This window comes from Streptomyces sp. NBC_01390 (assembly GCF_045040105.1).
Lineage (GTDB): Bacteria > Actinomycetota > Actinomycetes > Streptomycetales > Streptomycetaceae > Streptomyces.
Map to the genome: position 1 here is coordinate 5,175,645 of NZ_CP109551.1, position 21,733 is coordinate 5,197,377.

Annotated in this window: 18 protein-coding genes and 2 pseudogenes; 9 read left to right on the plus strand and 11 right to left on the minus strand. The window is 69.0% G+C overall.

Annotated elements, in window-relative coordinates:
* Nucleotides 1-138: 138 nt before the first annotated feature.
* Nucleotides 139-1,092, plus strand: coding sequence for a transglutaminase-like domain-containing protein (locus OG241_RS23325; protein ID WP_405817513.1), 954 nt, complete (start codon nt 139-141; stop codon nt 1,090-1,092).
* Between the two features lie 3 nt (nt 1,093-1,095).
* Here OG241_RS23325 and OG241_RS23330 read toward each other — a convergent pair whose 3' ends face one another.
* Nucleotides 1,096-2,391, minus strand: coding sequence for a PucR family transcriptional regulator (locus tag OG241_RS23330; RefSeq protein ID WP_405817515.1), 1,296 nt, complete (start codon nt 2,389-2,391; stop codon nt 1,096-1,098).
* Between the two features lie 100 nt (nt 2,392-2,491).
* Here OG241_RS23330 and OG241_RS23335 point away from each other — a divergent pair, with 100 nt between their 5' ends.
* The 4 genes from OG241_RS23335 to OG241_RS23350 all read left to right on the plus strand — a co-directional run bounded on the left by OG241_RS23335 (nt 2,492) and on the right by OG241_RS23350 (nt 7,850).
* On the plus strand, nt 2,492-2,971 hold the full coding sequence (locus OG241_RS23335; protein WP_405817516.1) for a nucleoside deaminase: 480 nt from the start codon (nt 2,492-2,494) through the stop codon (nt 2,969-2,971).
* Entirely contained in the window at nt 2,964-3,929 is a 966-nt protein-coding gene (locus OG241_RS23340; protein WP_405817518.1) for an isopenicillin N synthase family dioxygenase, read from the plus strand. Before OG241_RS23335 ends, OG241_RS23340 begins: the two co-directional genes overlap by 8 nt.
* A gap of 178 nt (nt 3,930-4,107) precedes the next feature.
* Nucleotides 4,108-6,237 carry a hypothetical protein gene (locus tag OG241_RS23345; protein WP_405817520.1) on the plus strand — a complete coding sequence of 710 codons (2,130 nt, stop codon included), beginning with the start codon at nt 4,108-4,110 and terminating at the stop codon, nt 6,235-6,237.
* Nucleotides 6,237-7,850: an ABC transporter substrate-binding protein gene (locus OG241_RS23350; RefSeq protein WP_405817522.1), complete on the plus strand. Its 1,614-nt coding sequence runs from the start codon at nt 6,237-6,239 to the stop codon at nt 7,848-7,850. Before OG241_RS23345 ends, OG241_RS23350 begins: the two co-directional genes overlap by 1 nt.
* Nucleotides 7,851-7,866: 16 nt before the next feature.
* On the opposite strand, the gene ccsB is transcribed toward OG241_RS23350, so the two are convergent.
* The 7 genes from ccsB to hemL form a co-directional block, all read right to left on the minus strand.
* On the minus strand, nt 7,867-8,988 hold the full coding sequence (gene ccsB / locus OG241_RS23355; protein WP_405817524.1) for a c-type cytochrome biogenesis protein CcsB: 1,122 nt from the start codon (nt 8,986-8,988) through the stop codon (nt 7,867-7,869).
* Nucleotides 8,989-10,746 (minus strand): cytochrome c biogenesis protein ResB, encoded by a 1,758-nt coding sequence (locus OG241_RS23360; protein ID WP_405817526.1) that lies wholly within the window; start codon nt 10,744-10,746, stop codon nt 8,989-8,991.
* A gap of 3 nt (nt 10,747-10,749) precedes the next feature.
* On the minus strand, nt 10,750-11,544 hold the full coding sequence (locus tag OG241_RS23365) for a cytochrome c biogenesis CcdA family protein (protein ID WP_405817528.1): 795 nt from the start codon (nt 11,542-11,544) through the stop codon (nt 10,750-10,752).
* A 1-nt stretch (nt 11,545) separates the two neighbouring features.
* Nucleotides 11,546-12,184 (minus strand): TlpA family protein disulfide reductase, encoded by a 639-nt coding sequence (locus OG241_RS23370; RefSeq protein WP_405817530.1) that lies wholly within the window; start codon nt 12,182-12,184, stop codon nt 11,546-11,548.
* 84 nt (nt 12,185-12,268) lie between these two features.
* Nucleotides 12,269-13,639, minus strand: coding sequence for a hypothetical protein (locus OG241_RS23375; RefSeq protein ID WP_405817532.1), 1,371 nt, complete (start codon nt 13,637-13,639; stop codon nt 12,269-12,271).
* A 138-nt stretch (nt 13,640-13,777) separates the two neighbouring features.
* On the minus strand, nt 13,778-14,494 hold the full coding sequence (locus OG241_RS23380) for a histidine phosphatase family protein (protein ID WP_405817534.1): 717 nt from the start codon (nt 14,492-14,494) through the stop codon (nt 13,778-13,780).
* The gene (gene hemL / locus OG241_RS23385) at nt 14,491-15,858 is read right to left on the minus strand and encodes a glutamate-1-semialdehyde 2,1-aminomutase (protein WP_405817535.1); all 1,368 of its coding nucleotides are present in this window, start codon (nt 15,856-15,858) and stop codon (nt 14,491-14,493) included. Before hemL ends, OG241_RS23380 begins: the two co-directional genes overlap by 4 nt.
* Before the next feature lie 569 nt (nt 15,859-16,427).
* Between hemL and OG241_RS23390 the strand changes: the two genes are divergently transcribed.
* Nucleotides 16,428-16,865, plus strand: a complete 438-nt coding sequence (locus OG241_RS23390; protein ID WP_019061278.1) for a hypothetical protein — start codon at nt 16,428-16,430, stop codon at nt 16,863-16,865.
* Between the two features lie 132 nt (nt 16,866-16,997).
* Here OG241_RS23390 and OG241_RS23395 read toward each other — a convergent pair whose 3' ends face one another.
* Nucleotides 16,998-17,543: a flavoprotein gene (locus OG241_RS23395; RefSeq protein WP_405817537.1), complete on the minus strand. Its 546-nt coding sequence runs from the start codon at nt 17,541-17,543 to the stop codon at nt 16,998-17,000.
* A pseudogene (locus tag OG241_RS23400) lies at nt 17,540-17,989 on the minus strand (transcriptional regulator); the annotation flags it as partial. The pseudogene OG241_RS23400 and the gene OG241_RS23395, both read right to left, overlap by 4 nt.
* Between OG241_RS23400 and OG241_RS23405 the strand changes: the two are divergent.
* Both OG241_RS23405 and OG241_RS23410 read left to right on the plus strand, forming a co-directional pair.
* Nucleotides 17,990-18,528, plus strand: a pseudogene (locus OG241_RS23405) (serine hydrolase); the annotation flags it as partial.
* Between the two features lie 204 nt (nt 18,529-18,732).
* Nucleotides 18,733-19,332 (plus strand): hypothetical protein, encoded by a 600-nt coding sequence (locus OG241_RS23410; protein WP_405817539.1) that lies wholly within the window; start codon nt 18,733-18,735, stop codon nt 19,330-19,332.
* Between the two features lie 213 nt (nt 19,333-19,545).
* On the opposite strand, the gene OG241_RS23415 is transcribed toward OG241_RS23410, so the two are convergent.
* Nucleotides 19,546-20,097: a hypothetical protein gene (locus OG241_RS23415; RefSeq protein ID WP_405817541.1), complete on the minus strand. Its 552-nt coding sequence runs from the start codon at nt 20,095-20,097 to the stop codon at nt 19,546-19,548.
* Nucleotides 20,098-20,435: 338 nt separating this feature from the next.
* Between OG241_RS23415 and OG241_RS23420 the strand changes: the two genes are divergently transcribed.
* Nucleotides 20,436-21,335, plus strand: coding sequence for a hypothetical protein (locus OG241_RS23420; protein ID WP_405817543.1), 900 nt, complete (start codon nt 20,436-20,438; stop codon nt 21,333-21,335).
* Nucleotides 21,336-21,733 lie beyond the last annotated feature (398 nt).

Genomic DNA, 21,733 nt, shown 5'->3' on the forward strand with positions numbered 1-21,733 from the left:
CATCCGTACGTCCGTCTGGACAATGTGCGGGGAATTTTGACACGGTAGTGCCCGCCGGCCGGCATTCGAACGTATGACCGATCACCTGTCCGGGTCATGAGCGCTACGCCCCGCCCCGAACCCCGAGGGAGCCCCGCCGTGCCGTCTTCCCGTCCCGTTCTCGACCCCGAAGCCGCCGCCTTCTACCGCACCCACAGCACGTTCTCCGACCCCGGCGACCTCGCCCGGCTGTACGCCGACCTTCCCTCCGACCCCGCGCAACTCGCCCGTACAGCACGTGACTTGATGATCCACCGGGGCGAGGGAGACCTGTTCCGGCACACGCATCACGCCGACCGGCTCCACCACGACGCCGACGCCCGGTACCTCGACGACATCCTCCGGATCGTCATCGCGCGCGACGGCTCCCCGCTGACCCGGCGGCGCGCGGCCGGCGACCGGTTCGTCGGCGTGTGCCGGGACTTCGCGCTGCTGTACTGCTCGTTGCTGCGGCACAGCGGCGTTCCCGCCCGGGTGCGGTCCGGGTTCGCCGACTACTTCGGGGCGGACGGCTTCCACTACGACCACGTCGTCACCGAGTACTGGGACGAGACGCGCGGCTGGCTCCTCGCCGACGCGCAGCTCACCGATCCCGACATCACCGCCGCCTGGTACGTCGACTTCGACCCGATGGACGTACCGCGTGACCGCTTCCTGGTCGCGGGCCGGGCCTGGCGGGACATCCGGGCCGGTGACGCCGACCCCGCCGCCTTCGGGCTGCACCCGCCGGAGGAGGGGCCGCTGAACGGCGAGTTCTTCGTGGCCGGCAACGTGCGGCTCGACCTCGCCGCACTGAACAAGGTCGAGACCCTGCTGTGGGACATCTGGGGGACGGAGGGCGAGGAGGACGGCCGGACCATGACCGAGCCCGTCCGGGAGCTGTACGACCGGGTGTCAGTGGTCGTCGCCCCTGACTCCCACTCCCCCGGTGACGTCTCCTTCGAGACTGTCCGGCGGATCTTCGCCGAGGAGGACGGGGTGCGGACGCCGGAGACAGTGCTGGAGCTGTCCGAGTACAACCCGCCGCGTCACGTCACCCTCCGGCCCTTCTGACCCCTACGCGACCGTCCGCAGGGCCGCCATTCCCACCCTCGCGCCCGCCGTACCCCGGACCACCCGCCACGCGCAGGCCGCCGTGAGCAGCTCGCCCAGCAGGTCCGGGTCGTCGATCTCCAGGCCCAGGAGGGATTCGATGCGTTCCAGGCGCTGGTAGAGGGACTGGCGGCCGATGTGCAGGAGGCTCGCTGTGCGCGTCGGTGAGCAGCCGTTGCGGAGATGGACCTCCAAGGTGCGGACCAGGTCGCTGGGGTGGGCCGCCTCCCAGGCCAGCAGGGGGCCCAGTGCGTGCTGGACCAGACGGGTCAGGCGGTCGTGGTTGGCGTCGACGCCTCCTCGGGTCAGTTCCCGTTCGAGGGCGAGGGCCCGGGAGGAGGTCACCAGGGGGCCCTGCGGGGCGTTCGGCTCCGGTGGCGGCACCGTCAGTGCCAGTTCCAGGGTCGTACGGGCCGCGCGCAGCGTCTCGCTCCAGCGCAGCCAGCCGCTGCCGACGTCGACGGCGTGCCCCACGGCGACGGTGACGCCGGGGGCGGTCGCGCCGAGGCCCGGGGCGGCTGCCGTGCGGAAGGCGTCCTGCACCGCCCGTACCGGGTCCCGGAGCGGCTTGGCCCCCGGCCCCGGCGGGACCGCGACCAGGGCGAGTACGTCCCCCGGGAAGGCGGCCCGCAGCACCGCCCCGCCGAGGGTGCGTGCCGCCCGGTCCACCGCGCCGACGTCGCGCGTGCCGTGCACGGAGACGCCGATCAGCCGGGCGCCGGGGCCGGGGTGGAAGCCGGCGAGGGCGGCGCGGGCCTCGACCTCGGGCTGGTTGAGGGCCTGGCCGTCGGCGAGGTCGGCGAGCAGTGCGGCGGTGTGGTCGTCGCCCCAGGGGCGGACCACCGTACGGCCGGACAGGCTCCGGGCGACGATCGCGCGGTTGGCGGCCTCCGTGATGCGTACGAAGGGGACGACCCGGCGCAGGGCGAGCAGGGGCAGGCCCAGGCGGCGGGCCTCGTCCGTCACCTCGGGCGGCATGGCGGGCAGGGAGCGGCCGATCTCCACGACCAGACCCACCGCGCCCCGGGCGGTCAGCTCGCGGACGTACCGGCGCCGTACCTCCTCCTCCGCGTCGACGAGACCGAAGCCGTTGGTCAGCAGCAGCTCGCCGCCGTCGAGGAAGTTCGCGCCCTCGTAGACCTCGCTGGAGTGCACCCAGCGCACCGGGCGGTCCAACGCGGCCTCGCCGGTAAGCAGTTCGGGCTCGGCGGCACGGACCGGGTCGAGGGCCATGACGTCACGGAGGGTGAGTGCGGACACGGGTGCCTCCCAGGGCGCTGACACTTCGTCCTGCTGCGGGATGCCCGGAGAGTACTTTCCGCACGTTGCCCCGGTGTTTCCGTCGAAGGAGAGTGAACCCATGGATCAGGGAGACCAGGTGGATCAGGCACAAGCAGCGGCCCAGGCACGCTCGTGGCTCGCCGTCGCCGTCAAGGAGGCCCGGGCCGGGCTCGCCGAGGGCGGTATCCCGATCGGCGCCGCGCTCTACGGGGCCGACGGCACGCTGCTCGGGCGTGGGCACAACCGGCGCGTCCAGGACGGCGACCCCTCGGCGCACGGCGAGACGGCCGCGTTCCGGAACGCGGGACGGCAGCGCTCGTACCGTGGGACGACCATGGTCACCACGCTCTCGCCCTGCTGGTACTGCTCCGGTCTGGTGCGACAGTTCGGTATCTCCCGGGTGATCGTGGGAGAGGCCGTCACCTTTCACGGCGGCCACGACTGGCTCGCCGAGCACGGCGTCGAGATCGTGCTGCTCGACGATCCCGAGTGCGTCGGCCTGATGCGCGACTTCATCAACAACAATCCCGAACTGTGGAACGAGGACATCGGTGACTGAACCCCGTATTCCGACGGTCGACCTGCGGCCCTGGCTGGCCGGCGACGCGGAGACACGCAAGGAGATCGCCCGTACCGTCGACGAGGCCCTCCAGACCGCCGGATTCCTGCTGGTCACCGGGCACGGCGTCGACCCCGCCCTGCGGACCGGTATCCGGGAGGCCGCCCGCGCCTTCTTCGCGCTGCCCGCCGAGGTGAAGGAGCGGTACGCGGTGAAGGTCGGCGGGCGGGGGTGGCTGGGTCCTGGAGCCGAGGCCAACGGGTACTCGGAGGGTACGGAGACTCCGCCGGACCTCAAGGAGTCGCTGACCTTCGCGACGCACGAGCCGTTCGACGACCCGGCCGTCAACGCCGAGTGGTACGCGCCCAACGTCTGGCCCGCCGAGGCGCCCGAGCTGCGGAGGCTGTGCGAGGAGTACCTGGACCGGATGGGCGAGCTGGAGAAGGAGCTGCTCACCCTCCTGGGGTCCGCTCTCGGGCTCGAACCCGACTTCTTCTCACGGCACATGGACCATCCGACGTACGGCTTCAACATCAACTGGTATCCGGGGGTCGAGGTCGTCGGCGAGCCGGAGCCGGGGCAGTTCCGGATCGGGCCGCACACCGACTTCGGGACGGTCACCATCCTCGACCGGCAGGCCGGGAAGGGCGGGCTGCAGGTCTACACGGACGAGGGCGGCTGGGAGGACGCGCCCTTCGATCCCGAGGCGTTCACCATCAACATCGGTGACCTGATGGCCCGTTGGACCGGCGACCGCTGGCGTTCGGGACGGCACCGGGTGCTGCCGCCGCCGGCCGACTCGCCCGCCGAGGAGCTGATGTCCCTCGTCTACTTCGGCGAGTGCACCCCGGGCACGATCGTCGAGTCGGTACCCGCCCCGGTGGGCCGGGTCGCCTACGAGGCCTTCGACTCGCACGTCTATCTGCGGGGGCAGCTGGACTCGATCACGGTCGAGTAGGGCTCTGCGCACAGTTGGGCAGCCAACCGATAATTTCGTAACACAACGGACATCACGCGATCTGGTCCGATACAACTCCCTCTTCCTACACTGGTGTTGCACTACTGCACAGCAGAGTGGACAGGAGACTGAACAGTCCACTGAATCTCGCTGGTCAGGCCCTAGGGGGAGGGATGCGGTGCTCAGACGGCTGCACGGACGCGGGGCGCTCTTCGACACGGAACCGCCGGGGCTCGCGCCCCGGCTTGTCGGACTGCGACCGCACCATCACATCGCCGCCCCTCTCGAACATCCCCGTGAGCTGCCGTTCGTCGTGCTCACCGCGGGGCGCGGGCTCGGCAAGAGCGCGGTCCTCGGTGAGCTGCGCGCCGCCTACCAGCGGCACACCCCGGTCGCGCTGATCGACTGCGAGGACCCGCAGTTCGTCCGGGCGCCCGAGACGCGCCCCGCGCAGGCCTGGTCGCCGCTCGCACAGGCGCTCCTGGTGATCGCCGAGCAGCTCGCCGAACCGGTCACCGGCGCCCGGCGGATCGCCTTCCCCCGGCTGATGTCGGGCCTGATCGCGGTGGCCGCCGGCGGCTGGGGCGACGCCGACACCGAGCGCATCCGGTGGGAGGTCCAGCGGATGCTGCTGCTCAACGAGAGCGCCTCGTGGTTCACCGGGTTCGCCGCGCGCTGGGCGGGCCGGGTGGCCTCGAAGGCGGTCGCGGCGGCGATCAGCGACGACCCGCTGGTCTCGGCGGTCATCGAGGCGACGCTGGAGGCGATGACGGAACGTTCCGCCGGCGCGCGCCAGCGCAGGGCGTCCACCTGGTACCGGACGTATCCGAACGCCGGTGACCGTGCCGAGCTCGGACTGCGCCTGCTCTCCGACCACTTCAGGGCCGGCGGCACCTCCCGCGAGCACGCCGAGCGCCATCTCGTACGGGCCCTGCTCGCCGACCTCACCGACGCCTACGCCGGGATGCGGGCGCATCTGCAGCGCCTGGGCCGCCCGCTCGTCCTGGTCGACAACGCGCAGGGTTCACCGGGGCGCGAACTGACCGAGCAGGTGCTGCGCGACCGCGCCGAGGGCATCGTCGACCAGGTCGCGTTCATCGTCACCGTGCGCGGCGGCAGCGGCCAGTCCTCGCTGCGCAGCGCGGTACGCCGGAACCTGCGCGAGACGGCCCAGCGCACCCCCTGGACACCGGGCGACACCGCCGCCTCCCGGGCCCTCTTGGTGTCGCTGCCGCCGCTGTCCTCCGACGACACCCTGCACATCGTCGACGCGGTCTGTACGGGTACGGCGGTCCCCGTTCCGGCCGAACTCCCGCCCGCCACCCACCGGTTGACGTGCGGGAACCCGCTGGGCATCGCGCTGGTCGCCGAGTCGGCCCGGCAGAACCTGACCCGGCTGCCGCCCACCGCGCCCTTCGGCGCCCTGCTCACCGCCGAACTCGCCCTGCACGAGGACCGCGAGAGCCAGCCCGCCTACCGCGAACTCCTCGACCGGCTCGTCCCCGCCGACCGGCTCGACGAACTGACCGTGCTGGCCGCCGCCCACGACCACGACTCGGCGTGCGCGCTCGCCGTCTCCCAACTCCCGGACGACTTCGGCCCGTCGAGCGTCCGTGAGCTGGAGACCCGGCTGGTGACGGAGGGACTGCCCGCCGTACCGGGGCAGTTCGTCGGCGACGCCTTCGTCCGCACCCTGCTTCTGCTGCGCCTGCACCACCGGCACGCCGACCACGGCAAGTGGCGGGACGTCCACGAGACCCTCATCCAGCACTACGGCGGACCCGAACCGTCGGCCGCCCGCTACCGCCTCCACCACGAACTCGCCCTCGGTGACACCGGACCGGCGGTCGCGTATCTGCGCGACACCTTCCACACCCTCGACACCCGCACCTGGCTCGACACGCTCCTGTTCATCGCCTCGGCGCCCTACTTCCACGCCCACGACGCCGAGGGCCACGACTTCGTCGGCGGTGACCACCAGCGCGCCCGGATCGCCTTCGGCCACACCGACGCCGAGCAACGGCCGCCGGACGCCGTGGACGCCGTACTGCATCTGCGGGTACGCCGACTCCTGCACGCCGTCTGGCAGTTGACCGATCCGCTGGTGCTGCCCGACCGGAAACTGTGCGACCGGCTGCGCTACGAGCTGGTGCAGCTGTCCGACGACCCGCGCGCCAGCAACGCGCTGCTGTGGCAGGCCTCGCAGGAGTGGCCCGAGGCGGCCCTGACCGGCCACCCGCTGAACCCCCCGGGCGACGACGCCGACGACGCGGCCGACGACCGGAACCGTAACGACGGAGGCGCGTGATGGCTCGTACGGGGTTCAGGGGCGCCGGGACGTGGCTGCGCGAGGGGGTGTGGGCGATCCCGCTGCGCCGGTATCTGGCGCTGCTGGTCGTGGCGGCGCTCGTGACCGGGACCGGGTTCGCGGTCAGGTCGCTCACGCACGACGACCGTGCCTGCGCGCCCGGGGTGGTGCGTCCGGCGGACAGTGACGAGTGCGTGGGCGTCTCGGCGACCGACTTCGACTTCGGCCGGAAGCAACTCGCCGACACCATCAGGGCGATCGACCGCGAGAACGACTCCCTCACGGATGGCACGGGTGGCACCGATGGCAAGGGCGGCTACGTCACCGTCGCCCTGTTCGAGCCGTTCACCGCGACCGACGCGGACAACCTCGGGGATGTGCTGCACGAGCTGCAGGGCGCCTACCTCGCCCAGTGGAAGGTGAACCACGACGCGAACGGCGAGGGTCCGCCGATCCGGCTGGTGCTGGCCAACCCGGGCCGTACGGGCGCCTATTGGGAGCACACCGTCGACCAGCTGGAGCGGATGACGACGACCTCGGACCGGCTGCGCGCGGTCACCGGCATAGGGCTGAGCACGGAGGAGAACACCCGGGCCGTGAAGGAGCTGACGAAGCGCGGTGTCCCCGTCGTCGGCACGTCCATCACCGCCGACAGCCTCGCCAACGGCCAGCAGGGCGGTGCACACGGCCTGGAGCCCTTCCCGGGGCTCGCCCGCACCGCCCCCACAAACACCGACGAGGCCCGCGCGCTCGCCTCCTTCGCCAAGGTGGCGGCCGACAGGGCGGTGCTGGTGTACGACGATCCGGGCGACCCGTACACGCTCACCCTTCAGGCGTCGTTCGAGAAGCTGCTGACCGGTTCCCGGTACCAGCCGTGGCCCTTCACCCCGCTCACCGACCGCACCAAGGAGGGCACCACCGCCAACGACTTCCGGCAGATCAGGGAGCTGGTGTGCGACACCGCGCCCGGCGTGACCACCATCCTGTTCGCCGGACGCCACACGCAGCTGCGCCAGTTCATCAACGCGCTCGGCGAACGAGGCTGCCAGCAGCGGGAGTTCACCATCCTCACCGGGGACGACGCCTCGTACCTCACCGGCGACAGGAAGCTAGACCCCGAAGCCCTCAAGCACGGCATCTCGGTGCGCTACAGCGCGCTCGCCCATCCGGACGCCTGGCTCAAGAACCCCCCGAAGACCGGAGGTTCGGCGGCGGACGCCCAGGAGCTGAACGAACTGCTGAGCGCCGCCAAGGCCAACAAGGAGGCCAAGAGCGACAGGCCCTCACCGATCGGCACCATCGACCTGGAGGACGGCCAGCTGATCATCGCGTACGACGCGATGCGGCTCACCGTGGAGGGCATCCGCGAGGCCACCCCGCGCGGCCGGACGGCGCCCACCCTCGCCGACGTGGGCGACGAGTGGACGCTCATCAAGGGCTCGTCGGGCCGGGTGAACGGCGCGAGCGGCTGGATCTGCCTGGACAACTACGGCAACCCGTACGACAAGGCCGTACCGATCGTGGAACTGACCCCCGAACGGCACGCCCGCTTCGTCGAGATCGCCTGGCCGACGGGCAGGCCCCCGGAGAAGGACTGCCTGCCCCCGTCGTAGGCCCTGTTCCGGCTGCCTACACGCCCGCGTACGAGTGCTTGCCGGTGACGAAGATGTTGACGCCGTAGTAGTTGAAGAGGAAGCACGCGAACGCGATCAGGGCGATGTACGCGGCCTTGCGGCCCTTCCAGCCTGCCGTGGCTCGGGCGTGCAGGTAGGTGGCGTAGGCGACCCAGGTGATGAACGCCCAGGTCTCCTTGGGGTCCCAGCCCCAGTAGCGGCCCCACGCGTCGCCCGCCCAGATCGCGCCCGCGATGATCGTGAACGTCCACAGCGGGAAGACGGCCGCGTTGACGCGGTACGAGAACTTGTCGAGGGACGCCGAGGCGGGCAGGCGCTCCATGACGGAGGTCGCGAACGTGCCGGGCTTGCCGCCGGACGCGAGCTTGTTCTCGTAGGAGTCCTTGAAGAGGTACAGGATCGTGGCGACCGCGCCCACGTAGAAGACGGCGCCGCAGAGGATCGCCGTGGAGACGTGGATGTACAGCCAGTACGAGTGGAGGGCCGGAACCAGCTGGTCACTGGCCGTGTAGAGCACCGTGACGGCGAGCCCGAGGTCGAGGAGGACCGTCGTGACCAGGGGGAGGCCGAGCCAGCGGATGTCCTTCTTCAGCGCGAGGAAGACGAGGTACACGGCCACGGCGGTGGTGGAGAAGGTGAGGTTGAACTCGTACATGTTGCCCCACGGCGCCCGTCCCACGGACAGCGCGCGGGACAGCACCCCGGCGAACTCGACGAGGAAGGCGACCACGGTGAGGGACACGGCGATACGCCCGTACAGGTCGCCCTGCTCGTCCCCGCCGTGGGCGCCGGGCCCGTCCGGTACGTCCCGGGCGCCGGCGGCGGCCCGCACGACGACCTTCGGCCGCTCCATCACAGCGGTCCCGCCGGCGTTCTTGACGGTCACCGCCGGTGCCTTCGCCCCGGCCGCCGGCTTGGCGGTGAGCGCGGCGGCCGTCCGGCTGACCTTGCTGCGGCTGCCGAAGATCCACTCGGCGATGTAGGTGAAGAAGGCCAGGGTGTAGACGGCCATCGACGAGTAGATCAGCGTGTTGCTGATGTTCGCGAGGTGCTCGTTGGTCGCGGTGGCGAGGGTCGTCACATGGGCGAGGTCGGGCACGGTGGCGAGAGCGGACATTTACTTCTCAGCCCCTTCAGCAGGTACGGCAGAAGTATCGGGGTCGGGGGTTCGGGAACCGGCATCGGGGTCGGGATCGGGACCGGGGCCGGCATCAGGCACACCGGGCGACGCCTGGTCGTACAGGGTTCCGGCGAGGTCGCCGAGTTCCTCGGGCACCTTGGCGGACTCGCTGCGGCCGAGGCCGCCCATCTCGACGACGGTGACGCCGTCCGGGCCCTTCACGGCCCGCACCCACACCCGTCGGCGCTGGATGAACAGGGAGCCGGCGAGGCCGAAGATGGCGACGATCGCGCCGCCGAGCGCCCAGCCGGCGGCGGGCTGCCGGGTGACCTGGAAGTTGGCCCACTCCTTGGTGCCCTCGTAGGTGATCGAACCGGCGCCGCCCGGGAGCTGCATGGACTCGCCGGGCTTCAGGTTCTCGCGGACCTGCTTGCCCTTGGCGTCCTTGTAGGCCTTCATGTGGGTCTTGTCGAGCTGGTACACGCTCTGCGGGAGACCCGCGTTGACCCCGAGATCGCCGTGGTAGGGCGCCAGGTTCAGCACCGGGTTCTCCAGTGCGGGGAACTGCGAGGCGATCTCGTTGCCCGGCACGTAGGTGGGCAGGAAGAAGGCCTGGATACCGAGCTGCTCCTCGACGCCCTTGGGGTCGCGGTAGCCGTCCATGACCTTGATCGCACCGGAGGAGGTGACGTTGGAGTCGAGCGGAAGGAGCGCCACGGGCTGGTCGAAGACGATGTCACCCTTGCCGTCGCGGACGGTGATGACGGGCGCGTAGCCGTGGGCGGTGAGGTAGACCTTCGAGTCGCCGATCACCAGCGGCTCGTTGACCTTGATGGTGCGCTTCTTGCCCTTGCCGTACGCGCCGACGCTGTAGGTGATGGCGGCCTCGTAGGTGCGCGGGGTGCCGCGGTTGGGCCCCGACTCCTCGTACGTGCCCTTGAAGTCCTTCAGGTTGAAGCTGAAGGGGTCGAGGTCGTCGGTGTCGAAGAGGGTGCCGGACTTGAAGTCGTCGTACTGGGTGAGCGTGTTGGAGAAGCCGTCGCCTTCGAGGATCAGCTTGTTGCCCTCGGACTTGTACAGCTGGCCCCAGGCGAAGGAGGTCAGCATCACGATCAGCGCGATGTGGAAGGCGAGGTTGCCGACCTCGCGCAGATAGCCCTTCTCGGCGGCGACCGCGTCCCCGGCGGGATGCGCGCGGAAGCGGCGCTTCCTCAGCAGTACGAGGGCTGCCTCGCGGACCTGCTCGGGCTCGGCCTCCGTACGCCAGGTCGTGTAGGCGGGCAGTCGGTTCAGGCGCTTGGGTGCGCCCGGCGGGCGGCTGCGCAGCTGGCCCACGAACTGCCAGGTGCGGGGCACGATGCAGCCGATGAGGGAGATGAACAGCAGGATGTAGATCGCCGAGAACCACACCGAGCTGTAGACGTGGAACAGGCCGAGCTTCTCGTAGAGCGGCCCGAGGAAGCTGTGCCGCTGCATGAAGGCGGCGACCTTGGTCGCGTCCGTCCCGGACTGCGGGATCAGCGAGCCGGGGATGGCCCCGAGCGACAGCAGGAACAGCAGCAGCAGGGCGACCCGCATGGAGGTGAGCTGCCGCCAGAACCAGCGGGCCCAGCCGATGACACCCAGGCCCGGCAGGCCCGGCGCGTCCTCCTGGGGGGCGGTGGACAGTTGGGAGGCGGCGGCGCCGAGGTCCTGGTCGTCACCGCTCTCGGGAGCGGGGGCAGACGTGCTGCCGGTGGTGGTGCTGTTGCTCATCGGTCAGATCCCCACAGTGAAGCCGTTGGACCAGGTCTGCATCTCCTGCACCAGACGGTCCCACGCGCCGGTAAGGAGCAGCACACCGGTAAGGATCATCATCGTGCCGCCGATGCGCATGACCCAGACATAGTGGCGCTTGACCCAGCCGAAGGCGCCGAGCGCCTTGCGGAAGGCGACCGCGGCGAGCACGAAGGGGACACCGAGGCCGATGCAGTAGGCGACCGTCAGTACGGCTCCGCGTCCCGCGCTTGCCTGGTCGAAGGCGAGGCTGTTGACGGAGGCGAGGGTCGGGCCGATGCAGGGCGTCCAGCCGATGCCGAACAGCGCGCCGAGCAGGGGGGCGCCGACCAGTCCGGCGGCGGGCTTCTTGTGGAAGCGGAACTCGCGCTGGGTGAGCCAGGGCATCATGCCCATGTAGAAGACGCCCATGAGGATCATGAGGACGCCGAGCACCTTGGACAGCGTGCCCTGGTGCTCCTGGAGCGTCTGCCCGAAGTATCCGAACAGGGCTCCCGTGGACACGAACACAGCGGTGAACCCGAGGACGAAGAGCGAGGCCCCGGCGACCATCCGCCCCTTGCGGGCCTCGCCGAGGTCGGTACCGGTGACGCCGGTGACGTACGACAGATAGCCGGGTACGAGGGGCAGCACACACGGCGAGAAGAAGGAGACGAGGCCGCCGAGCAGGGCGATCGGCAGGGCCAGTATCAGGGCCCCGCTCATCACGGTCTCGTTGGGCTCGGTGATCGAGGCGGCGAGCGTGACGAGGGCGGGCGCCTGGGACATCCCGCTCATGTCACTTCTCCGTGAGGACGGGGTCGATCATCTTGCGCAGGTTGTCCTCACTGAGGGCTTCGAGCGCGCGGGCGGCGATCTTGCCCTCTCGGTCGAGGACGATCGTGGAGGGGATCAGCTTCGGGTTGAGGGTGCCCTTCTTGAAGCGGAGCATCAGCTTGCCCGTGGGGTCGTACAGACTCGGGTACGTGACCCCGTACCCCTTCTCGAAGGCGAGCGCCGGGCGGGTGCTGGTGTCGCGGGTGTTGATGCCGACGAACTCGACGCCCTTGCCCTTGAGGTCGGCGGAGACCGCGACGAAGTTCTTCGCCTCCAGGCGGCAGGGCCCGCACCACGAGCCCCAGATGTTGATGACGACGATCTTGCCCTTGAAGTCGGCCACGTCGAGCTGCTTGCCGTCGATGGTCTCGCCGGAGAGGTCGGGCGCGACGGACCGTTTCCCCTGGGCGACGTGCGCGATGCCGTCGTTGCCGGTGATGAAGTTGGTGTCGCCGGAACCCCCGGACGTACCGCCCGAGCCGCAGGCGGTCAGGGCCAGCGCGGAGGCGGCGACAGCGGCGGTGAGCAGGGCGGCTCGACGACTACGGGCATGACCACGAGGACGGTTCGAGCACAGGGGGGCGCGGCTGTCGGCACTCATGTGAAAAGTTTCGCATGTCCGTTCCGAGGATCTTGCACACCCCCCTTGCGGGTGGAAACCCGCATTTCAGGCGGCCTTTGTGGCCTATCCCGCGCTGCTTCCCGTGCCCCCGGTCGCAGGCGCAGACGCGGTCGCAGTCGCAGTCGGGGTCTGGGTCGGGGCCTTCGGCGTCTCGGCCAGGAAGCCGTTCCAGCCCCCGACCGGCGGCTGCCCGACGTCGAGGGTCCGCAGCTTCTCCAGGACCTCCGGCTTCTGTACGTCCATCCAGTCGACGAACTGCCGGAAGGAGACGAGCCGGACGTCCTCGCCCTTCTCCTTTTCCCGCGCGATGTGCTTGAGGGCCGCCTCGACGGCGTCCATGTAGATGCCGCCGTTCCAGTGCTCGAAGTGGTTGCCGACGAAGAAGGGGGCGCGGTTCGTCTCGTACGCCCGCTGGAAACCGGCGATGTAGGCGCCGGCGGCCTGCTCGCGCCAGGCCGGGTAGTTGTAGGCAGGGGCGTTGGTCGAGTTGACCGACTGGTTGGCCAGCATGTTGTAGTCCATGGAGAGGACCTCGAACTTACGGCCGGGGAAAGGTATCGCCTGGAGGGGCAGGTCCCAGACGCCGTTCGTCTTCGTGGGCCACACCTGCCGGCCGCCGGGCGAGGAGGCGTCGTAGCGCCAGCCGAGGGCGCGGGCGGTGGGGAGCAGGTTGTCCTGGCCGAGGAGACAGGGCGTACGGCCGCCGATGAGCTCACGGTCGTAGTCGAAGGGGAGCGCGGGCAGGTCGGTCCACCCGGTGTTGGTGCGCCACTCCTTCACGAACCCCTTGGCTTGCTGTATCTCGCTGCGCCACTGCTGCGGCGTCCAGTTGGCGACCGAGCCGTAGCCGGAGCAGAAGTGGCCGTTGAAGTGGGTGCCTATCTCGTGCCCGTCGAGCCAGGCCTGCCGGACGTTGGTGAGGGTCGCCTTGACGTGCTCGTCGGTGAGGTAGCCGATGTCGGAGGCGCCTGGGGCGTTGTTCGGCGGGAGGTACCTGCGCTTCTGCGACTCGGGGAGGAGGTAGAGCCCGGAGAGGAAGAAGGTCATGTGGGCGCGGTGCGTCTTCGCCAGCTCCAGGAAGCGCGGGAAGAGGCCGTTGCCGACCTCTCCCGCCCCGTCCCAGGAGAAGATCACGAACTGCGGCGGGGTCTGGCCCGGCTCCAGCGGCACGGGCCTGCCGGGCTGGTGGGGCTGCCTGCCGGTGAAGGAGGTGGAGCCGTCGCCTATGGGCCTGACGGTGGGGGTGGCGCTGGATGACGGCTTGCCGGAAGGCCGCGTCTTCCCGTTCCCTCCGGAACCTCCGGAGCCGTTCGACCCCTCTTGCAGAACGGTTCCGCAGCCGGCGCTGCCGAGAACGGCGGCGGCTCCGAGGCCGAGGCCGAGCGCCCCTCGCCGGCTGAAACCGCCGACGCCGTCACCGTTCTTGTCGAGCATGGGGTCCCCATTCGTCGTACTCACTGGTGGTCACCCAGTCAGAGGGGACGACGAACAGGGAGGTTCCCCGCATTGTCACGCACTTCGGAACAATTGCAACAACTGTGTCACTAATCACTCAACGGCATCCCTGGGCGGCTACGCCCCGAAGGCCTTGTCCTTCCCCTTCACGGGCTTGGCGCCCGCGAGCAGATGGGCCGGGACCAGGTCACGGGCGGGCTCGGAGTAACCGACGGACACGATCCGGTCGCCGCGGTAGGTGAAGGTGGTGAGGGAGGCGAGCGTGCACTGCCGCTTGCGCGGGTCGTGCCAGAGCCGCCGCCGCTCCGCATAGCTACGCACGATCCAGATCGGCAGCTGATGACTGACGAGCACGGCCTCGTGCCCACGGGCGGCGTCCTTGGCGGCGTCCAGCGCCCCCATCATCCGTACGACCTGATCGACGTACGGCTCACCCCAGGACGGCTTGAACGGGTTGACCAGGTGCTTCCAGTTCTCGGGCCGCTTGAGGGCCCCGTCCCCGACGCCGAAGGTCTTCCCCTGGAAGACGTTCTCGGCCTCGATGAGCCGCGCGTCGGTGGCGAGGTCGAGCCCGTGCGCCTTGGCGATGGGCGTCGCGGTCTCCTGCGCCCGCTCCAGCGGGGAGGCGCCGACGTACGTCACGTCGCGCGAGGCGAGGTGCTCGGCGACCCGGTCGGCCATCCGCCGGCCCAGCTCGGAGAGGTGGTAGCCGTCGAGTCGTCCGTACAACACCCCGTCGGGGTTGGCGACTTCACCGTGCCGCATGAGGTGTACGACGGTGATGTCGGCGTTCGCCTGGCTGTCGATGTCGCTCATTCCGCTCCTGTCGCTCATGCTGCTGTGGCCTCCGCCGCCGCACGGGCCGCCGCCGGAAGGGCGTCGGCGATTTTCTGGATGGCCCGCTCGTCGTGCGCAGTGGAGACGAACCAGGACTCGAAGGACGACGGCGGGAGATAGACGCCGTTCGCCAGCAGGGAATGGAAGAACGCGGTGAACCGGAACGACTCCTGCGCCTTGGCGCCCTCGTAGTCGCGCACCGGCTGGTCGGCGAAGAAGACGGAGAACATGTTGGAGGCGTTCTGCACGGTGTGCGCGACGCCCTCCTTGCTCAGCGCCTCGCCGACCAGCCCCTGGAGCTGCGCGGACACGGCGTCGACGGTGACGTACGCGGCCTCGTCGAGCAGCCGCAGCTGGGCGAGTCCGGCGGCGGTCGCGATCGGGTTACCGGAGAGGGTGCCGGCCTGGTAGACGGGCCCGGCGGGAGCGAGGTGGGCCATGACGTCGGCGCGCCCCCCGAAGGCGGCGGCGGGGAACCCGCCACCCATGACCTTCCCGAAGGTCATCAGGTCGGGCCGGACACCGTCGATCCCGAACCAGCCACTGCGACTGGTCCGGAACCCGGTCATGACCTCGTCGGACACATAGAGCGCGCCATTGGCGGCGCAGGCGTCCTTGAGCCCCTGGTTGAACCCGGGCAGCGGCGGTACGACGCCCATGTTGCCCGGGGATGCCTCGGTGATCAGGCAGGCGATCTCGCCGGGGTGCGCGGCGAAGGCCGCGTGCACGGCGTCGAGGTCGTTGTAGGGGAGCACGATGGTGTCGCCGGCCTGGGCACCGGTGACGCCCGGGGTGTCGGGCAGCGCGAAGGTCGCCACACCGCTCCCGGCGGCGGCGAGGAGCGAATCGACGTGACCGTGGTAACACCCGGCGAACTTGATCACCTTGGCGCGCCGGGTGAACCCCCGGGCGAGGCGGATCGCCGACATGGTGGCCTCGGTCCCGCTGGACACGAGCCGCACCTGCTCGAGGGGGTCGATACGGGCGACCATCTCCTCGGCGAGCGCCACCTCGCCCTCCCCCGGCGTACCGAAGGACGTACCGCGCGAGACGGCGTCCTGGACGGCGGCGATGACCTCCGGCCGGGAGTGCCCGAGGATCATCGGACCCCAGGAGCAGACCAGGTCGACGTACTCGCGCCCGTCGGCGTCGGTGAGATACGGGCCACGCCCCGACACCATGAACCGGGGCGTACCGCCCACGGCGCGGAAGGCGCGCACCGGCGAGTTGACCCCGCCGGGTGTGACTCCCGTCGCACGGTCGAAGAGTCCCTGAGAGACGGGCGCTTCATAGGGATAGGGCAACCCGCTCGCGGCTGCGCCGGCTGCCCCGCTGGTTGACCCGCTTGACGTTTCGCTCATGACCTGCGACTTCTCCGACTTCTCGGACTCCGGTTGCCAGTGACCCCCTCAGGGTAGGCGGCCGGACGGCGGGGCGTCGGCCCCACCCGTCTGCGAAACTGGGACCGAACACACACGAGGTACACAGAGACACGCAGCTCATCGAGCCGTACATACGGACGATGGGCGGACGATGGTGTTCAGAGGCTGCGAAGATCCTGCGGACAGGTGTTTCAACGCACGTTTCGGCGGGCGGACGTGGGGGAGGTCACTGACACGATGATCGGGTTGCGCGACGGGGCTCGCGCGTCCTAGAACAGCAGTCGGGTGGAGATATGCATCGCGGTGGCGGACTGGGCGAGGGGACTGACGACCTGGGTCCTCGACGTGCCCGGCGGGGAAGGCACCGACGCGACGTGGAGGAAGCGGCAGCGGCAGAAGCGGCACGACAGGCGCAGGCCCCCGGGATGGGTCCTGGGCAGGCGATCGGTCCTGGGCAGAGCCCGGGGTCGACGGTTTCGAACGGTGTGCCCGAGAGCCTCGACCGGAGGGTCGAGCGACTCCGGGCAGCGAGTGGGAATGGTGGTCGGGTGGGGGTGACGTACAAATACTTCGGCGCGCCGGACGGCGCCACGGCAGCCCGCGTCCCGATCTCGATGCGCCCCGAGGAACTCGGCGGCGACGAACTCGGCATGAACGGCATGTTCACCAAGATCAAGCCCGAGACGATGGCCGCGATGGTCCTCACGGGCATCGAGGGCGTCCCCCTCAACAAGGTGCCCCCGCTGGAACTCGTCGTCCTGCACCCGGACTACGCGGTCGTGAAACTCCCGATGACCGTGGTCGACCCCCTACGGGGCATAGGCGAGGAGGCGGTCGGCGCAGCGGCGTTCATCTGGTCGACGGTGCCGGACCGGGGCGGGCCTCGGGACGCGTTCAACGTCTACCAACTGCTGCACGAGTGGCAGGACTTCAGCCATCGGTTGCATGAGGCGGGGCATCAGCCTTATTGCCTTGTCTGGCCCTGAGCAGGGGTTTCGGTGGTTTCGGGCGGGGTCTTCGGGCCTCGCCTTTTTCATTGCCGGGGAGGGGCCGTTCGGGGGCGGCCGGGGCGCATGCGGGCACATCGGTCTTGCTGGGGGCGCTGATGTGCCCGCTGATCACGGTCGGGCAGACAGCCTGGGAGTGAGCAGCTCCAGCACCTCCTCCCAGCGGTAGCGGTCGGCCCCGCCCCCGGCCTTCGGCCGGTGAGGTTCGTACGAGCCGATCAGGACGCCCATCTCGCGTAGCCGTTCCAGACTCTGGCGGTACGCAGGGTGGGCGGCCTGGGCTGAGTTCAGGTACGGCAGCACGGCGACCGGGATGTCCATGGCGGGTGCTTCGCACAGGATGCCCAGGGCGAGGTTGTCGGAGATCCCGGCGGCCCACTTGTTGACGGTGTTGAAGCTGGCCGGGGCGACCGCGATCGCGTCCGCGGGCCGAGTCGGGCGCGGTTCACCTGGTGACCGCCATGCCGAGCGGATGGGGCGGCCGGTCTGCGCCTCGACCGCCTCCGCGTCGAGGAAGCCGAGTCCTTGTGGGGTGGCGATGACGCCGACGTCCCAGTGCCGTTCATGTGCTGCGGTGATCAGCTTGCCGACGTCGGCGGCGACCCCGGACGCGCAGACCACGATCTGGAGGAACGGCTTGTCGGGCTGATCACTCACGCGGGCACTCCCAGTTGGCGGCTGAAGTGGTGCAGCTCGGGCAGTGCCCGGCGGCGGTCGCGGGCTGCCATGTCGGCGACCAGTTCGCGTACGGCCGGGCGGCGGATGTCCTGTGCCGCGCAGCTCTCGGCGATACGCAGGGCCTGGTAGCCCTCCGCGAGCCTGCCCTGCTGACTGTAGGCGCGGGCGGTCTCCACCCACAGCGCGGCCCGGCGCTCGGGGACAGGAATGTGCCGCCGCATGAGCGGCCGTGCGGTTTCCAGGGCGATGCCGACGTCACCGAAGGAGACGGCGGCACTGATCTCGTGGAGTGCGACGTTGGTGGGGCTGAAGTTCGCCCATGCGTCCGGCCGGTCGAAGGAGACGTAGCGAGCGACTTCCTTGGCTTCGGTGAAGAAGTCCTGGGTGGTGTCGCGGTCGCCGTTTCTGCTGGCGGCGGTCGCCCCGACGGCGTCCTTCACGAGGCCGCGCGCCGCCCGCCCGGCGAGGCCGTCGAGTGCACCGACCGGGCTGCCCTCATCCTCGGATACCTCGCGGAACACCTTTCGGGTCAGCGCCTCGACCAGCTTGCCACGGAGCGGAGCTGACAGCCGCTGGGCATGGACTCCACCCGATTCGGCCCGCTGCCCGCCGAGATCGCCGCACAATGCGCACCGACCGAACTCGACCAGGAGATCGACACCCACCTCAAGGGCGTCGCCCACGACTTCTCCGCCCGGCTCCTGGGCGGAGTGTGCGGCATCGCCGGCGCCTTCACCGTCCTCAACGACCTTGCCGTCTTCCTGTGCTACATGCTGGACACCTCAACCAGCCCGGGGCGGGCCGGATTCGGCCCCGCCTGGACCAGGCAGTCACTGACCGTCCAGACCGGCACACTCGAACCCGTGCGCGGCTTGTTCTGGCACCCCGCCCCTGGAACTGACCCCGCGAACGCCAGCCCCTGACCGACGTCCGCAACGCCTTCCGCGCTCTCGTCTTCACCTGAAGCCAGGTCGGCGAATCCGTTGCGTGAGTCCGAATAGCTTGCAGCAAATGCCTGACAGGTCCGAGCAATCCTTGGTCAGGCCCGTCTGTGTCTTCATCCTGCGGCCTACAGCCGTCGCATCCTGTGCAAGGGCAGGAGCCCAACGCCGGTGTCTGTGCCTCCTGTCAGGATCAGCATCGCCCCACATCGTCGTCTGGAGGACACATGAGTACCGATCTTGGTCCGCTGGCCATCACGCGCCGCAGCAGCAGTGAGCTGATACGGGCCAACGGCGAAACGGTGGGCAGACTCGGCGAATTCTGGAGCTGGGCCTGCTCCGACCTCGCCAACAACACCATGCGCGGCGTCCTGGCCGAGTACCTCGTGGCCACGGCACTGAGCGCCGCGACCGGCACACGCATCGAATGGGACACCGTTGACATCCGTACACCCGAGAAGTGGCGCGTGGAGGTGAAGTCAGCGGCTTACCTGCAGTCGTGGGCACAACCCCAGCTGTCGAAGATCGAATTCAGCATCGCGCCGGCTTCCGGTTGGGACGCCCAGACCGGCGCCACCTCAGCCGCGGTAATGCGCCGCTCGGACGTGTACGTGTTCTGCCTGCTACACCACCAGGACAAGCAGACCCTCGATCCCTTGGACCTCAGCCAGTGGACCTTCCTTGTCCTGCCTACCTGGGTCCTGGACGAACGCTGCCCGACCCAGAGAACCGTCAGGCTGTCCAGCCTCGAGCGCCTCAGCCCGCTGAAGACCGACTTCGCTGGGTTGTCGAAAGCGGTCGCCGCGTGCGCCGATGGCACGCGATAGCCCGAGGGCAGCGGTCTCAACCCACGTGGTGAGCTTTACCGACGGCCTTCTCCAGATGAGCATCAACAAGGCCAGGGCTGCCGGACACAATCGCCAGGACGTTGCCGATACGGATCGCCGCCTGCTTCGGCGCACCCCGTCGTCGTAACCATCGGTCCGCCCAGCACCCTCGCGGATGGATTGCACAACGTCCGGGAGGGCAATTCGCTGCGGCTACTTGCTGTGACGCAAGAGCCGATCGGCATCTTCTGCCAGGTAGACGGAAGTAAGACGCTTGGGATGCCACATGACGATCTGTGTTGTGCCGAACCCATACCAACCCGGTTCGCCGAACGCCGCCATGAGCCCGGATTCCTTCCACTGTTCGATGCGGCGTCGGTCGTCCTCGCTCACTGAATACGGCGCGGACGTGATCGCCGCCGGCAGCCCGTCCTTTATCCAGTAGACCGGGTGATCAAGCCAGCTGTCGTCGTCGCGAGAGCCAGAACCGTACTTGCCACAGGCGTCGGATTCACACTGGCGGCTGGCGTTGCGCATCAGCCACTTCGGGCAGCATCCGCTCTCGCTGCTGCGCAGACCATGGTCTTCTGCCCAATCGACGATGACCTGTTGAGCCACGCGCGCGTGTGCAGCAGTCTCCTCGTACTGTTCCGGGCTGAGCTGACTGCGTCCCTGGTTCGGGACAGCGAGCCCGTACGGCCATAAAATCTCGCCCTGCCCTTTCTTGAAGATCTTCGACGCCCGAATCTCCAAACTGCGATTCACTTCTTCCTCCTGGGACCGGCTAGAGGCGAGGACCGTCGGGGTGCCCGGTGAGCACTTCGGCTGGACTACCCAGATCATGCGTCTCGTACGCTCGGTGACAGTGCGCCTGGTGGCTCCGCCTGGCATTCGCACTCGTCCATTCTCTGGATGGAGTGCAAGGTCCTGGTGTACGTTGTGTGCGGCGCTGCTGCGGCAGCGTGTCTCGCTACATCCGGTCCCGGCGCCGGAGCGAGCAGTGGGCTCTTGAGAGTCACCCGCAGTTGGCAGTCTGTACGCCTTAGGACATCCGATCTGTCTCTTCTTGTCGTCGCCGGGCGGCAAACAAGGAGGGCCGACGCATGTCCAGTTCACGCAACACCAACCGTCTGGCCAAGAGGATTCGTAGCCAGACGGCACTCACGCTCTCGACCGCTTCCAGGCTCGCACGGCAGGCCAACGCCTATCTCGGATCCCCTGTCGCAGACGCCGCCGATCCTCATCAGCGCCGTCTAGAAGCCCACATGGCCCATGTGTTGGCAAGCAGCTTCAAGGACCGTCAACTCAACGGTGCTCTTCTTGGCGCGCGTGAAGCGGAGCCAGACGGTCAGCGCTTGGAACTGACCCTGGAGTCCGACATGGCGGATGAGGTTCTGCGTGAGCTCCTGCCACGGTTCGATCACATCTACGGAGGCATCCGTGGAGTCCCCGGACTTCGCATCCGAGGGAACAGGGACCGCGTGGTTCTCCACGACGCCCTCAGCCCGGCGCAAGTCACCGTGACCCGATCCGATCAAGGTCGCATGCGTCTACCATCCGCGCGCGAGGGTGAGGTGCTCCTTTGGAAACGCGCCCCTGGCGGCCTCTCTCGCGACGAAAGGCAGGAGGCCGAGGAGTGGGTCGACTCGGAAGGCAGCGCGGACCTACGAGTGCGCGATCTGTTGATGAGTCGAATTCTGCGTTGTCCACGGTTGGTGAACCGAACAGCAGAGCCGCACGGGTTCGCCAACTGTTACACGCATCACTCGGGCGATCTTGTCATCGAGTGGTGCTGCGGCGACACCGTGGAGGCACTCTGTGCAAACCTCCTGGCTCACGGCATCGCTGACGGCCTGCCACGGGGGAACGCTTTCGAGTTGCTCTCTCCTCACTCGGCTCAACTCGGCGATCGCACAGTGATCTTGAATCGCCACAGTTCATGCCTGTACAGCAACAAGGCTTGGGATGTCGTGGAGTACATCAAGAAGGGCTACGACTCATGACCTTGTCCGCGATGGTGCTGGTAGTGCCGGCTTGCGTGGCCCTGGGTGTGATCGCACGTTGCGGGCGAGACCTGGCAGTGCTTCGCCGATTGGAGCGACTTCTGGAGGGCTGCGACCAGATGCACCGAGTTGAGGTTTGTCGGATCCTCGCCGCTTCGTTGCACACGGCTGGGACAGCGAATCCGCAGGATGCCCCACCGACCCGGGCGCCTATGTAGGGTTCTGTCAAGTAGCCTCCACCAGCAGATGCTTGATCTCGTATTCGAACCGGATGCGGCTCCGCTGCGACGAATCCAACACAAAGACGCGAGTGAGCATGGGAAACGGTGTTGACCGGTGAGAACTACCGAGAGGAGTTTTCCCAGGCCAATACACATTTCCTTGCGAAACCCCAGGCC